Below are 13,606 nucleotides of genomic sequence, written 5' to 3' on the forward strand. Positions count from 1 at the left end.
TTTTTTGTGCATTTAATTTAATATATTACTTTTTAGTCACCAAAGTAGTGCAAAACTCGAGTTTGAATATCATTAAGTTGCTGATTGTTAAGTTATTTTATTATTGGTTTTAAACTTGCAAATCTATTTATAACTTAGGTTAATGAGTATTTAAAATGGCGCGAATGAGTTATATCAGTAGTGTTGAGCGCTACCACGAATATGAGCATGTAATACACAGCTTACTTGAATCTATTTTGATGAGTATTGAGGATGGGTTAACTAAAGAGCGTGATACCCGCTACCTGATTAAGCAGTACCCATTTTTAGAATTACAATATTGTTTAAATGCAGAAGGTTTGCAGCAGGGTAATAATGTCTGCTTTAAACGGGCATATAGCAAAAAACTAGGTGAAAGTGGTAATCAACAAGACTTAAGCGAGCGACCCTATTTTTTGAACGCTAAAACAAGTGATAGAGTGTGCTTTACTGATCCCTACATTTCTATAGCGACTAACCATTTATGTATATCGGCGATTAAAGAACTAAAAAAACCAATTAATAATCAACATTACTTGGTTGTCGATGTGAGCTTAACGCAGCTTATTGAGTTTGTAATGGGTGATACTGCGCGCGCTAATATGTCGCCTTACTTTAAAGCGGGTTACGGTATTATTGTGGCGTGCTTATTTTGCTTAGTATTATTTTTACTGAATATCGTTTTTAATGATATATACGCGCTATTAACCCATGTAGATACCTCATCAGATCCACTTGAACCCTTTAGTATCATTATTTACATCACCTTGGCATTAGCAGTATTCGATTTAGGTAAAACAATACTCGAAGAAGAAATCCTTATGCATAAGGATATTTTTAGGCACTCGTCTACGCGGCGCACTATTACACGGTTTATATCTACTGTGTTGATTGCTATATCAATTGAGGCGTTGTTAACTATGTTTAAAGCGGCGCTGGGGCAATCGGAATATTTAATGCCTGCAATAGCGATGATGCTTGCAGTAGTGGGGCTTTTAATTGCACTAGCTATTTATGTTTATTTAGGAGCAAAGGCCGAAACGCTATTAATGCGGGCTCGTTTAAAACAAAAATCCTCCAAGTAGGAGGATTTTTATATTACATAACTATTAATAGTTATTTATTGCTTATCTTGCGCGCGTTTGGCTTTAAAGTCAGACTCGCTCGTCCACTTTGGCCAATCGCCATTGTTTGCAAGTTGAGTGGCTATATCAACAATAAGATCTATATCTTGCTTAACACCACCTAACGACCAATCAGCTGAGTAGTCGTCTGCTTCTTTATGGTACTTATGCGCAATGTACTCAGGATCGGTATCGCCCAGGCTCATAAATAATAAACTAGGGACGCCTTGCTTAGAAAGTGAGAAATGATCTGATCTAAAAAATAAGCCATTTTGCGCTCGAGGATCCATTTTAACAACACGGCCTTGTGATTTTGCAGCCTTTGCTAAATAGCTTTCCATTGTCGATAAATCTTTACCGTATTGTAAAATGTAGTCAGTGCCATCAAGCACGTTCATGCCATCAATATTTAATAGACCGACCATTTGTTTTGTAGGTACAACCGCACCCGATGCAAATTCTTCAGAACCAATTAACCCCGTTTCTTCTGCTGTAAAGTTAGCAAAAATAATTGAGCGTTTAAATGGTTTTTGCTTGTTCATTTTGTTCATGATGCGTGCTATTTCAAGCGTGGCTGCAGTGCCTGAAGCGTTATCTACTGCGCCGTTATAAATCTTAGGGCCAGTATCGGTTTGTTTAGTACCAAAGTGGTCCCAGTGGGCGCTAATAACAACGTATTCGTCAGGTGATTCGCTACCTGTAATTTGTGCAACTACGTTATGCGATTTTGCATGGGATACTTCGTTTTTAAAGGCAAGGTTTGCTTTTAAGTTAAGTGGCGTCGCTTTAAAGTCATCATTTAATGCTGCTTGTTTTAAATCTTGATAGTTAAGCTTTGCGGCGTTAAACATTTTCTCAGTCGCATCAAGTGTTAGCCAGCCCATAACCGGTAATTTAGACGCGTTTAAATTGTTATCCATTAACGTGTATTTGGTGCCGGTGTTTGAACTTTCAACTACGCCCCAAGGGTATGCCGCAGGTGCTGTTTCATGAACAATAAATACAGCCTTTGCACCTTGGCGAGCGGCTTCTTCATATTTATAAGTCCAGCGACCGTAGTAGGTCATTGCATTGCCAGTAAAAAGGGCATCGTTTTGAGTAGCAAAGCCTGGATCGTTAACTAGCACAACTACTGTTTTACCAGTTACATCAATATTTTTATAGTCATTCCAGCTATATTCTGGCGCATTAATACCGTAGCCCGCAAATACAACGTCAGAGCTTCTTACATCAATTAATGGCTGAAGTTGCTCGGTACGTGCGGTAAAGTCTTTGCCTGATTCAAAGCTCAAATCACCTACCTTTAACTGCATGTCCTGATTAGCTGTCACCATTGCCATTTTTACAGGCTGTAAGTATTTACCTTTATAAGCACCGGTTAAACCCAGCGCTTTATATTGCTCGCTTAAGTAGCCTACTGTTTTCACTTCGCCATGAGTAAGCGGGCCTCGGCCTTGAAAGTCATCAGAGGCTAGCGTTTTAATATGCTGTTTAATATTGCTAAGGCTTACACCTGCTGTATTTTCTAATGGGGTTTGTTGGCTTGCGGGCTCTGAGCAGCCAAAGAGTGCAACTAGCAGGCTTAGGCTAGCGCTTTTTAAAAGAGTAGATGCCATAGTCTTCATATTGTTATTTAATTAGGCTTTCAATATAAAGGAAGCACCGCAGCGATGTCGAATTTTTATAGAGAACTTTTCATTCAATTGCAGATTGATTTTATAAGGTGTATAAATAACGAACAACCTAAAGGAGCACATAATGAGCCAATGTAAAAAAAGTGGGTATTTATTTATAGCTAGTGGCATTGCATTTTTTGCTGCTGCAATATTAGCTGAGCAGGAGACATTTTTTGTGCTGTCTGCTTCTTTTATAATATTGGGCACTATAAGTATAAAAAAAGCGGCTTAATAACCGCTTAGTTTTTTTAGCTAAATATAAAGCTTAAATACAATACTTGGCACTAAAAGCAAAAAACCAGCATTAGCTGGTTTTTTAGTATAAGTTGCAGTTAGCTTTATGCGTCTGCAAGCTTTACGCGGATCTTACTTTTATCAACAGTAGATTGGTTAAGTGCTTTAATGGCGCTTTTACTTTCTATGTCGTTTGGCATTTCTAAAAAGGCAAAGCCTTTAGATTGGCCAGTTTCTTTATCAAGTACCAAGTTGCAGGTAGTCACTTTACCGTGCTCTGCAAATAAAGTACGAAGCTCATGCTCAGTGGTAGCACGAGACAAGTTACGAACTAATAGTTTCATAATGAACCTAAATAATTATGTCAGTACTAATTATCTCAAGTAACTCAGCTTTAACCTAATTTTATTTTAAAACATATATAAATAAACGTTCTATAGGAATAATTGTTTGTATCACACTGAAAAAACATAGCTTTTATAATTTTAAATAGATTGCCATCAAATTGGTCATGTTAATTGGTAATTGAGTTGTGGTTATTTGCATAGTTAATTGGTAAGTTTATATTTTATTAACTTACTATTAACTATAAAGCTAACAATGCCTAAATATAATCTTAAACTGTGTAATGTAATTACAACCGCACTTCTATCTTGTTTAGTTGTTGGTTGTGGCAGCTCTGGCTCTGATTCTACGGTGCAAAATAATGAAGCGATTACTTTACAAACTCCTGCAATAATTGGTGGTAATAGCCGAGGCGAAGTTATTAGTGATAGTAATGATGCAATAACAGGCTCATTAACCATTACTGATCAACAATCCGGTGAGGCTGCTTTTATAGCACAAGAAAATAGCGCTACAAGCTATGGTTTTTTTAGCTTAAATGCTGGTGGAGATTGGTCATACACACTTGATGATTTAAACGCTTCAATAACATCTTTAAGTGAAGATGAAACACTGCAAGACACAATAACAGTAAACTCTTTAGATGGTACTGGCGCACAAATTATCATAACAATTGTTGGTGCACCAATAACTCAAGCTGATGGCTTTGAGAGCATCTCGCACGTGTTATTGCAATCAGATGGCGTAGATTCGGGACTTGACGCATACACACTTATTGAAAATGCATTCGGCGAAGGGTCAATTGAATCTCCAGACTTATACGCTGGTAATCATGAAAGTGTTGTCCATATTATCGAAGATACCGATACGATAATTGGTAGCCATTTTGTATTTTTAGCCCACCGAGATGATGACCAAGATAAAGACAAAGGTGCAAGTGACAGGCAACGTAACGAAATAAAAACCTACGATAAATCACCACAAGAAACACTGGCGTTTGAAGGTGAGACATTTCAATACAGCTGGAAATTTAAAGTAAGTAGCGAGCTTGAGCTTACGAGTAAGTTTAGCCATTTTTTTCAAATAAAAGCCCGTAACGAGAGTAACGACAACACCAATGGTAATGACGATCAGCCTATTATCACTCTCTCAGGAGCGCAAAAAAATAGTACAGGTAATCAACTACAGGTTCGATATAGCGCAGGCTTTGACGAAAACGGTAACAGCACGGGTCTTGATAAAAACTTAATTGAAACCGACTGGTCTTTAATTACAGATGAATGGGTCGAGGTATTCGTACAAGCTACATTTAGTGAAAGTGGTAAGCTTGATATGACATTAACGCGCTTAAGCGACAACGCAGAGATATTTAATATAAGCGAGCAAAACATAGATATGTGGCGCGGCTTTAATGATGATGATTTTGCTCGTCCTAAGTGGGGAATATACCGCTCAATTGTTGAAACCGACAGCCTTCGAGTTGATGAAGAACGTGTTAGGTTTGCTGATTTTTCTATCACAAGAGGTAAGTTAGCGCAGTAAGCTATTTTATCAATTAGCATGAAAAAGCCGTTAATAATTATGCATTATTAACGGCTTTTTTAATTTTTTGAGAAAAGTGATTACTTCACTTCTTTACCCGCTGCTTGTTGATCAGCATGGTAGCTTGAACGCACAAACGGGCCAGAAGCCGCGTGAGTAAAGCCAATTTCGTCTGCATACGCTTTTAAGCCGTCAAACTCTACTGGTGGCACGTAGCGTTTAACCGGTAAGTGATGCTTAGATGGTTGTAGATATTGGCCTACAGTTAGCATGTCAACGTTGTGTGCACGTAAATCGCGAAGCACTTCTTCAATTTCGCTAATTTCTTCACCTAAACCTACCATTAAGCCTGATTTAGTTTTTACTTCTGGGTGAGCTTCTTTAAAGCGGCGAAGTAATTCTAATGACCATTTGTAGTCAGCACCTGGGCGAGCTAGTTTGTATAAACGTGGCGCAGTTTCAAGATTGTGGTTAAACACATCTGGTGGCGTCTCGATTAATATCTCTAGTGCGCGGTCCATACGACCACGAAAATCAGGTACTAAAATTTCGATAGTAATAGTTGGATTATGTTTACGAATCTCGCGAATACAATCGGCAAAATGCTGTGCACCACCATCACGTAAATCATCACGGTCAACTGAAGTGATTACAACGTAGCTTAGCTTCATATCTTTAATAGTAAGTGCTAGCTTTTCAGGTTCAGTGGCATCAGGTTTTAATGGGCGACCATGAGCAACATCACAAAATGGGCAACGACGAGTACAAATAGCACCTAAAATCATAAAGGTAGCTGTACCGTGGTTAAAACATTCAGATAGGTTAGGGCACGAAGCCTCTTCACATACCGAGTGTAAGCCATGCTTACGTAGCGCTTTTTTAATGCCGTCAATGCGATCGGTTGATTTAGGTAAGCGAATTTTTAACCATTCTGGCTTACGCAACATTTCAGTTTTTTCTGTAGGTAAAACTTTTACTGGGATCAACGCCATTTTTTCTGCGTCGCGTAGTTTTACACCTGGTTCCATTTTGACTGGTTTATTCATTCGTTTTCAAACCCTTCAGTATGCTTAACCTGTGTTGCATTAAGCTTCTTGATCATGTGTTTCACCAATCCTTCACCTGCACTTTCTAGGTTTTGAGGACCATCTAATTCTTTAGTTTGCACCATATTCATGCCCGCATAACCACATGGGTTAATGCGTAAAAATGGACTTAGGTCCATGTTAACATTTAATGCTAAGCCATGAAACGAGCAACCACGACGAACCCTTAACCCAAGGGATGCAATTTTGCTGTCGTTAACGTAAACACCGGGTGCATCAGCTTTAGCATAAGCTTCAATACCATACTCGGCGAGTGATTCAATAATGCACTCTTCAAGCCATGTAACCAGTTCACGTACACCAATCTTTAAACGACGTAGATTAAATAATACATACATCATTTGCTGGCCAGGGCCGTGATAAGTTACTTGTCCGCCACGGTCAACTTTAATCACCTCAATGTCGCCAGGAGCTAGTAAGTGTTCGTCCTTACCAGCCTGACCTTGGGTGAATACACTCTCGTGCTCTACAAGCCAAATTTCATCTGGCGTATTTTCATCACGGGTGTCGGTAAAGTCCTGCATTTTTTGCCAAATTGGCATATAACGCTGACGACCCAGTTGGCGTACGATCAAAGTGTTTTCGTTCACAACAAATCTCAACTATGGCTTAAAGCATGTGGCGTACGTCATCAATATTGCTGATCACGTTGTAAATTTCTTCAATGTGTTTGCCACTAGTAACCGTTGCTACAAGGCTTACTGACTCGTAATTACCTTTGCTGCTTGGTTTTACTTTAGGGGCGTAATCGCCAGGTGCTATTGGTTGTAACTTAGCTAAAATTTGATCAGTTAAGTTTACATTAGCTAAACCCATTATTCTGAATGTAAATGGGCAAGGGTACTCTAGGTACTCATCAAATTTAGTATCTTTAACAGGTTGAACCACGACGGTGACTCCTCATACAAAAGTGTGGACTCTATGCAAGCTCGAAGCTTAATACAGATAGGCAATTAGCAGTCTTGCTTATATGGGGCACATTCTAACATTTTTCAAGCAAAAAAAAACGCCTCACAGTGGAGACGTTTAAATTAGTTACCCTAGTTAATAGGGGAGCTATAAATTACTGCATGATCTGTAAACGTAAGTAATCATAAATTTTGCTAAAGAAGCTGCCTTCTTCCACTTCTTCAAGTGTTACTAGTGGGTATTGAGCAATATCTTCGCCCTCTAGTTGTAAGAATAACGTACCTACTTTAGTACCTTTAGCAAGTGGTGCTTCAAGTGTGTTATCTAGCTCAAAGTTAGCTTTAAGGTTTTTATGCTGACCACGTGGGATAGTAATCGGTGTATCTTCTAAAATACCTAAAGATACATTTTCTTTGTTACCCATCCAAATACGTTGTTCTGCAAAGCTATCGCCTGCTTTGTACGGAGTAATTGTTTCATAAAAACGAAAACCATAGTTAAGTAGTTTTTTACTTTCTACTTTACGAGCTCGTTCGCTGGTAGTACCCATAACAACAGCAATTAAACGCATATCGTTTTTAGTTGCTGAGGTAACTAGGCTGTAGCCAGCTTCTGATGTATGACCAGTTTTAATACCGTCAACATCTAAGCTTTCGTCCCACAATAATGAGTTACGGTTATATTGCTTAATGCCGTTATAAGTAAACGATTTTTGCTTATAAAGTGCATATTCATCTGGCACATCACGAATAAGTGCAGCACCAAGTGTCGCCATATCGCGAGGCGTTGTGAAGTGCTCGTCAGTATCAAGGCCGTGGCTGTTGATAAAGTGGCTGTTGCTCATACCTAATTTAGCAGCATGGGCATTCATTAAATCAGCAAATGCGCTTTCGCTTCCAGCAATATGCTCAGCCATTGCAACACATGCATCATTGCCTGATTGGATAATAATACCGTGGTTAAGCTGATCAACGCTAATTTGTTTACCTACTTCAATAAACATCTTTGAAGATTCTGGAAAGTTTTTAGCCCATGCTTTTTCGCTTACCGTTACCATATCGGTAGTGGCAATATTACCTGCTTTAATTTCAGTACCAATTACATAACTGGTCATCATTTTAGTTAAACTTGCAGGTGCTAGCTGTGTATCGGCTTCACCTTCAGCAATAACTTTACCTGTTGTAAAGTCGACTAAAAAATAACCTTTTGCATTAACTTGAGGTGGTGCCGGAATAATTTGGGCGCTGGCTGAAAATACGGCGGCTGTACAAACTAGGCCGCATACACCTTTGAGGATTTTATGTTTAATAGATTTCATCATACTCATTAATGGTTAAAGTTAAAGATTCGCGTTACGCCATTCTAAAGGTCTTACTGAGTGTAAAGCAAGAACGCGTTTTGAAATTGATTTTGTTTTAATTTTTTTAATACTTCGTCTGCATGAGGGGTGTCTTTTATTGGCCCTAAATGCAGTCTGTAAATGTCGTCTTTTTGAACGATATTTGTTGGTAATTTGTATTGATCTCGCAATGTACTGGCAAGTGCTTCAATATTGGCAAGTGTACTACCTGCAGCTACTTGAATATAGGTTTGACGCGCAGTTGCGCCGGCAAGAGTAACGGCCTCTAGCTTAACCTTTGCTGTACCATGAGTGTAGTAGCCAAGCTTATAAGCGGCTGCGTACGAAAGGTCAATCACTCTATCGTCATGAAACGGGCCCCGGTCGTTCACGCGAACGATTACCGATTTACCATTTGCTGTATTGGTTACTTTAACAAAGCTAGGTAGCGGCAGCGTTTTATGCGCTGCGGTCATGGCAAACATATCGTACGTTTCACCATTTGAGGTGTGATAACCATGAAATTTACGACCATACCAAGAGGCAATGCCTTCATCACTAAAGCCTGTCTCATCAAGCATGGGCGAATAACTTTTACCAAGCACTGTATATGGGCGACTAGCGCTGGCACTTTTAGTTACTTCGGTAACTATAGCGTCTTGCATCTCAAGTGTAGTCGGGGCTCTAAGTGGTGCTGCATCGTGGCGCATGCTATAGCGACTACCAGAGCCACTGCTACAAGCACTTAAAAGTAAAATTAATAATGTAGTAAATATAAGCTGATTAGTGTGTCGCATTATTTTAAAAGCATCCTTTTATCTGTCGCGATTGACATAATAATGCCAAATCCTGCCATTAACGTTACCATCGATGTGCCACCATAACTAATCAGTGGTAAAGGTACGCCTACAACAGGTAATAAACCCGATACCATGCCTATGTTTACAAATACGTACACAAAAAAGGTGAGGGTGAGTGCGCCTGCGAGCAATTTACCAAATGCATCTTGTGCATTAACAGCAATGTATAAACCACGGCCAATAATAAATAAATAGAGACTAAGTAAAACACATACGCCAAATAAACCAAATTCTTCGCTTAAAACCGAAAATATAAAGTCGGTGTGGCGCTCTGGCAAAAATTCTAATTGCGATTGCGTACCAAGCAGCCAGCCTTTACCTTCTATACCGCCTGAGCCAATAGCAATTTTAGATTGAATAATATGATAACCCGAACCGAGCGGATCGCTCTCAGGGTCTAAAAAGGTGAGTACACGCTGCTTTTGATAATCGTGCATACCGTAGTGCCAAAATGGCCATGCGGCAAGCGCTACAATAGAGCTTAAAAAGCCGATTAAACGCCAACTTAATCCAGACAAAAACAAAACAAATATACCTGAACTTGCAATAAGTATAGCGGTACCTAAATCGGGTTGTTCTTTAATTAATAATGTAGGGAGCATTACAATCATAAAGCCAATAATTAAGTGCATTGGCCGAGGAGGTAAGTGATTTCGCCCTATATACCAAGCTACCATCATGGGGACTGCCAGCTTCATTAATTCTGCAGGTTGAAACCGTGTCACCCCTAAATCGAGCCATCGCTGTGCGCCTTTTGAGCTTACGCCAAATAAAAGTACACCCACTAGCATTAATAAACCAACGCAATAAAGTGGGATCACTAAACGCTTTAATGTGGCAGGCGAAAACTGGGCCAAAACAACCATAGCAACAACCGCACCGCCCATACGAGTCATGTGCCTAATCATCATTGAAGAGTCTTGGCCGCTTGCGCTGTAAACAACCATTATGCTACCAGCCATCATTATGAGTAATGCAATAAGCAGTGGTAGGTCTAGATGCATACGCATCCAAATAGAGCGTTTATCGTGCAAAGCGGTCATGGTGTATCGTTCCTTGCAAGATTAACTGGATTGGCTGCAAAGTAGTAATCCATAAGTTGGCGAGCAATTTGAATACCACCGTGGTTGTTTTCTAATACAACAGAAACCACAATTTTAGGATCGTTGTAAGGTGCAAACCCTACGTAAATTGTGTTGTCACGCTGGCGCTCTTTAAGCGATTCTGCATCGTAGCGTTCACCTTGGGCAATACTAACTACCTGTGCAGTACCCGTTTTACCAGCCGAGTCGTAGTTAGTGCCTTTAAATGCTTTGTGCGCTGTGCCTGATATTTTTTGAACTGTATTATGCATTGCATCTAACGATACTTGCCAATGGCGTGGATCTTTTAAAATAACAGGGGGTTTTTCTTCGTTGTTAATTTGCGTTATGTCGCTATCTTTTTTTATTACTTGCACCAAATGAGGTGGATGATTAATACCACGATTAACTAATATGTTAGTCGCATTTGCAATTTGAATTGGTGTAGCAGTCCAGTAACCTTGACCAATACCTACCGAAATAGTATCACCACGCCACCAAGACTCTTTAAAGCGTCCTTCTTTCCATTCTTTTGAAGGTAGAATAGCAGTAGTTTCTTCATGAATATCAATACCTGACAAATCGCCGTAGCCAAAACGGGCCATAAAATCACTGATTTTAGTAATGCCTAATCGATAAGCCGCATCGTAAAAATAGGTATCGCACGACTCTTCAATCGCCTTGTATACATCCACATGACCATGGCCCCAACGTTTCCAATCTCGCCATTTGTGTTCAACATTTGGAATTTGAAAAAAACCAGGATCCCACATTGATGTTGATTCATTTACTATATTTTCTTCAAGCGCTAATACAGCCATTAAGGGCTTTACCGTAGAGGCAGGCGCATAACGACCTTGCGTAGTGCGGTTTATTAGCGGACGGTCTTGGTTAAGTAACGCTTTATAATTTTTGCTGCTAATGCCGTGTACAAATAAATTTGGGTCATAACTTGGGTTTGAATAAAGTGCCAGCACGCCACCATCTTTTGCATCCATAACTACAACAGCGCCACGCATATCTTTAAGCCCATGCTGTGCAATTTGTTGCAAGCCAATGTCTAAGGTAAGTACTAAATCGCTACCAGGTTGTGGCTGGGTCATGCTTAGAGTGCGAATTACACGGCCACGGTTATTAACTTCTACCCGTTGTGAGCCCACTTTACCGTGCAATGTCTCTTCATAGTATTTTTCTAATCCGAGCTTGCCAATATCATATGTAGCACGGTAATTGGTTGCACGATCTTCTTGTTCTAATTGGTTTAGCTCTTTTCTATTAAGCTTGGCAACATATCCAAGCGCATGCGTTAGCGTGTCGCCAAATGGGTAGTAGCGAGCCAGACGTGCCTCAATACTAAAACCAGGAAATTTATGCTGATTAACCGAAAATTTCGCCACTTCTGTTTCGTCTAAGCGGGCTTTTAGTACTTGCGATTTAAAACGACGGGTGTGTTTTATATCTTTTAAAAAGTCTTGTTTGTCTTGCTCTGTAATCGCAATTATTTTACTTATTTTATCAAGCGATTCGTCAAGGTCGTCTACTTCTTCGGGGATGACTTCAAGGTTGTAAACAGGTTTGTTTTCAGCAAGTAGCACACCGTTACGGTCGTAAATTAAACCACGGTTGGGTGCAATAGGAATAACTTTAATGCGGTTATCGTTGGAGCGGGTTTGGTAGTCTTGGTGATCTTCTACCTGAATAGTATAAAGATTAGAAAGTAGTACAGCGACTAATCCTAATACAAAAACAAAACCCACGAATGCTCGCCTAGCAAATAAGTTTGCTTCTGCGGAGTGGTCACGAATAGTGGGTCTATGTTTTAGCATGGCAAGGGGTTACTCGCGATGATAAGGATGGTTGTTATTTAAGCTCCAGCCTCGATAAAGGCTCTCTGCAACAATTATACGCACCAAAGGGTGCGGCAATGTTAAATTAGATAACGACCATTTTTGCTCAGAAGCTGCAATGCACTCTGGAGCAAGTCCTTCAGGTCCGCCAATAAGTAAACTTACATCGCGGCCATCGAGTTGCCATTTTTCCATATTTTTAGCAAGTTGGTGAGTATCCAGCGCTTTCCCTGTTACCTCTAACGTTACAATACGATTGCCTTTTGGAATAGCCGCTAATGTTTTTTCACCTTCAATGTGTAAAATACGTTTTATATCTGCATTTTTACCACGTTTTCCGGCTTGAATTTCAATTAACTCTAGGGCCATATCTTTAGGGAAGCGGCGCTGATACTCTGCAAATCCCGTTTCTACCCATGCTGGCATTTTAGTACCAACAGCAATCATTTGTATTTTCACGTATTACTTCCAAGCATTGTCTAAAATGAGTGAGCGTTTAGCCCCACAGTTTTTCTAGATCGTAATAGCTACGTGCTTCGTTTTGCATCACGTGTACAACCACATCACCTAAATCAACCAGTGCCCATTCGCCGTCGCCTTCACCTTCATAACCTAATGGCTCTGAATCTGCATGACGCGCTTCTTTTGCTAAGTGATCGGCAATTGACTGTACGTGGCGTTTAGAAGTACCAGAACAAATTACCATGTAATCTGTGATATCTGATGTTCCAGTAACGTCAATATGAACGATGTCACGCGCTTTCATATCGTCAATTTTGTCCATAGCAAAGGCGAGTAGTTGTTTTGAATCCAAGGTTTTGTCTCAATTTAAAAATTTAATGGCGCGCATTTTAACACGCTAGGAGTTTTTAAGCATCAATTTGATAGAGCTGATGCACTTCTATGTAATGACTCACTGCATCGGGCAATAGTTCATTCTTTTTATTACTTTTTTTCAGTTGTTCGCGAATGGTGCTTGAGGCCGCATCGAGCATTTCGCCCGGTAAAAAATAAAGTTTACCTGCAAGTGAGTGTTTAAGTGCCGCTACTTCGCCGGCATTTGCGCGTTGCATATAGCTTTTGAGCTCACCTGTTACAGTGCAATGTTGAGCAGGGCGCTGGTACACCACAATATGGCAAAGCTGCGTTATTGCCTTCCACTCAAACCACTTATCTAGGTTGTTAAATGAGTCCATACCAATTAAAAATAAAATAGGTGTAGTGGGGTGCTCTTTACGAAGTTCTTGTAAACTCAGCAACGAATACGATGGACCGGTTCGATTGAGTTCTCTTAAATCGAGTTCAAAATGAGGATAATGAGCAATAGCTGCGTTGAGCATATTAATTCGGTGCTTCGTACTAATACCCGGAGCTGCTTTATGTGCAGGTAATGCACAGGGCATAAAATAAAGCGTATCTAAATTAAACGCATTTACGCATTGCTGCGCCATATTTAGATGGCCTAAATGGACTGGGTCGAAAGTGCCACCAAAAATTGCGATCATTTAACACCCATTAGCTATT

General features: G+C 40.0%; 15 protein-coding genes. 3 read left to right on the top strand and 12 right to left on the bottom strand.

The annotated features are described in order from the left end of the window. Positions 1 to 155: 155 nt before the first annotated feature. Positions 156 to 1,103, top strand: a complete 948-nt coding sequence (locus CXF76_RS15370; protein WP_024591129.1) for a PDC sensor domain-containing protein — start codon at positions 156 to 158, stop codon at positions 1,101 to 1,103. Between the two features lie 35 nt (positions 1,104 to 1,138). Here CXF76_RS15370 and CXF76_RS15375 read toward each other — a convergent pair whose 3' ends face one another. Then, positions 1,139 to 2,758, bottom strand: coding sequence for a M28 family metallopeptidase (locus tag CXF76_RS15375; protein WP_101164086.1), 1,620 nt, complete (start codon positions 2,756 to 2,758; stop codon positions 1,139 to 1,141). Between the two features lie 142 nt (positions 2,759 to 2,900). Here CXF76_RS15375 and CXF76_RS20720 point away from each other — a divergent pair, with 142 nt between their 5' ends. Next, positions 2,901 to 3,050, top strand: a complete 150-nt coding sequence (locus tag CXF76_RS20720) for a hypothetical protein (RefSeq protein ID WP_007585545.1) — start codon at positions 2,901 to 2,903, stop codon at positions 3,048 to 3,050. 106 nt (positions 3,051 to 3,156) lie between these two features. Here the strand turns inward: CXF76_RS20720 and CXF76_RS15380 are convergent, their stop codons facing one another. After that, a complete protein-coding gene (locus CXF76_RS15380; protein ID WP_007585551.1) occupies positions 3,157 to 3,396 on the bottom strand; it encodes an RNA recognition motif domain-containing protein in 240 nt (79 codons plus the stop codon). A 256-nt stretch (positions 3,397 to 3,652) separates the two neighbouring features. Here CXF76_RS15380 and CXF76_RS15385 point away from each other — a divergent pair, with 256 nt between their 5' ends. Further along, on the top strand, positions 3,653 to 4,939 hold the full coding sequence (locus CXF76_RS15385) for a VCBS domain-containing protein (RefSeq protein WP_024591127.1): 1,287 nt from the start codon (positions 3,653 to 3,655) through the stop codon (positions 4,937 to 4,939). An 80-nt stretch (positions 4,940 to 5,019) separates the two neighbouring features. On the opposite strand, the gene lipA is transcribed toward CXF76_RS15385, so the two are convergent. From lipA to nadD, 10 genes are all read right to left on the bottom strand, one after another. Further along, positions 5,020 to 5,985 (bottom strand): lipoyl synthase, encoded by a 966-nt coding sequence (lipA, locus tag CXF76_RS15390; protein ID WP_002958515.1) that lies wholly within the window; start codon positions 5,983 to 5,985, stop codon positions 5,020 to 5,022. Beyond that, positions 5,982 to 6,635, bottom strand: a complete 654-nt coding sequence (gene lipB / locus CXF76_RS15395) for a lipoyl(octanoyl) transferase LipB (RefSeq protein ID WP_010554695.1) — start codon at positions 6,633 to 6,635, stop codon at positions 5,982 to 5,984. Before lipB ends, lipA begins: the two co-directional genes overlap by 4 nt. A 19-nt stretch (positions 6,636 to 6,654) precedes the next feature. Then, the gene (ybeD, locus tag CXF76_RS15400) at positions 6,655 to 6,933 is read right to left on the bottom strand and encodes a DUF493 family protein YbeD (protein ID WP_002958517.1); all 279 of its coding nucleotides are present in this window, start codon (positions 6,931 to 6,933) and stop codon (positions 6,655 to 6,657) included. 175 nt (positions 6,934 to 7,108) lie between these two features. Then, entirely contained in the window at positions 7,109 to 8,272 is a 1,164-nt protein-coding gene (locus tag CXF76_RS15405; protein WP_010554697.1) for a serine hydrolase, read from the bottom strand. A gap of 53 nt (positions 8,273 to 8,325) precedes the next feature. Further along, positions 8,326 to 9,090, bottom strand: coding sequence for a septal ring lytic transglycosylase RlpA family protein (locus tag CXF76_RS15410; RefSeq protein WP_101164087.1), 765 nt, complete (start codon positions 9,088 to 9,090; stop codon positions 8,326 to 8,328). After that, entirely contained in the window at positions 9,090 to 10,196 is a 1,107-nt protein-coding gene (gene rodA, locus CXF76_RS15415; RefSeq protein ID WP_007585558.1) for a rod shape-determining protein RodA, read from the bottom strand. Before rodA ends, CXF76_RS15410 begins: the two co-directional genes overlap by 1 nt. Beyond that, positions 10,193 to 12,061: a penicillin-binding protein 2 gene (gene mrdA, locus CXF76_RS15420; protein ID WP_024591126.1), complete on the bottom strand. Its 1,869-nt coding sequence runs from the start codon at positions 12,059 to 12,061 to the stop codon at positions 10,193 to 10,195. The genes rodA and mrdA overlap by 4 nt, the downstream gene beginning before the upstream one ends. Before the next feature lie 9 nt (positions 12,062 to 12,070). Next, positions 12,071 to 12,541, bottom strand: a complete 471-nt coding sequence (gene rlmH, locus CXF76_RS15425) for a 23S rRNA (pseudouridine(1915)-N(3))-methyltransferase RlmH (RefSeq protein WP_007585562.1) — start codon at positions 12,539 to 12,541, stop codon at positions 12,071 to 12,073. A 37-nt stretch (positions 12,542 to 12,578) separates the two neighbouring features. Next, a complete protein-coding gene (rsfS, locus tag CXF76_RS15430) occupies positions 12,579 to 12,896 on the bottom strand; it encodes a ribosome silencing factor (RefSeq protein WP_007585564.1) in 318 nt (105 codons plus the stop codon). A gap of 55 nt (positions 12,897 to 12,951) precedes the next feature. Then, positions 12,952 to 13,587: a nicotinate-nucleotide adenylyltransferase gene (gene nadD / locus CXF76_RS15435; protein WP_101164088.1), complete on the bottom strand. Its 636-nt coding sequence runs from the start codon at positions 13,585 to 13,587 to the stop codon at positions 12,952 to 12,954. Between the last annotated feature and the right edge of the window lie 19 nt (positions 13,588 to 13,606).

It is taken from the genome of Pseudoalteromonas sp. 78C3, assembly GCF_002836695.1.
Taxonomy (GTDB): Bacteria; Pseudomonadota; Gammaproteobacteria; order Enterobacterales; family Alteromonadaceae; genus Pseudoalteromonas; species Pseudoalteromonas arctica.

Excerpts from the sequence above, each read along its gene's own strand:
- lipA (WP_002958515.1), bottom strand. The coding sequence starts at position 5,985 with ATGAATAAACCAGTCAAAATGGAACCAGGTGTAAAACTACGCGACGCA.
- CXF76_RS15370 (WP_024591129.1), top strand. The coding sequence starts at position 156 with ATGGCGCGAATGAGTTATATCAGTAGTGTTGAGCGCTACCACGAATAT.
- CXF76_RS15375 (WP_101164086.1), bottom strand. The coding sequence starts at position 2,758 with ATGGCATCTACTCTTTTAAAAAGCGCTAGCCTAAGCCTGCTAGTTGCA.
- rodA (WP_007585558.1), bottom strand. The coding sequence starts at position 10,196 with ATGACCGCTTTGCACGATAAACGCTCTATTTGGATGCGTATGCATCTA.
- nadD (WP_101164088.1), bottom strand. The coding sequence starts at position 13,587 with ATGATCGCAATTTTTGGTGGCACTTTCGACCCAGTCCATTTAGGCCAT.
- CXF76_RS15380 (WP_007585551.1), bottom strand. The coding sequence starts at position 3,396 with ATGAAACTATTAGTTCGTAACTTGTCTCGTGCTACCACTGAGCATGAG.
- CXF76_RS15405 (WP_010554697.1), bottom strand. The coding sequence starts at position 8,272 with ATGAAATCTATTAAACATAAAATCCTCAAAGGTGTATGCGGCCTAGTT.
- mrdA (WP_024591126.1), bottom strand. The coding sequence starts at position 12,061 with ATGCTAAAACATAGACCCACTATTCGTGACCACTCCGCAGAAGCAAAC.
- CXF76_RS15385 (WP_024591127.1), top strand. The coding sequence starts at position 3,653 with ATGCCTAAATATAATCTTAAACTGTGTAATGTAATTACAACCGCACTT.
- CXF76_RS15410 (WP_101164087.1), bottom strand. The coding sequence starts at position 9,090 with ATGCGACACACTAATCAGCTTATATTTACTACATTATTAATTTTACTT.
- CXF76_RS20720 (WP_007585545.1), top strand. The coding sequence starts at position 2,901 with ATGAGCCAATGTAAAAAAAGTGGGTATTTATTTATAGCTAGTGGCATT.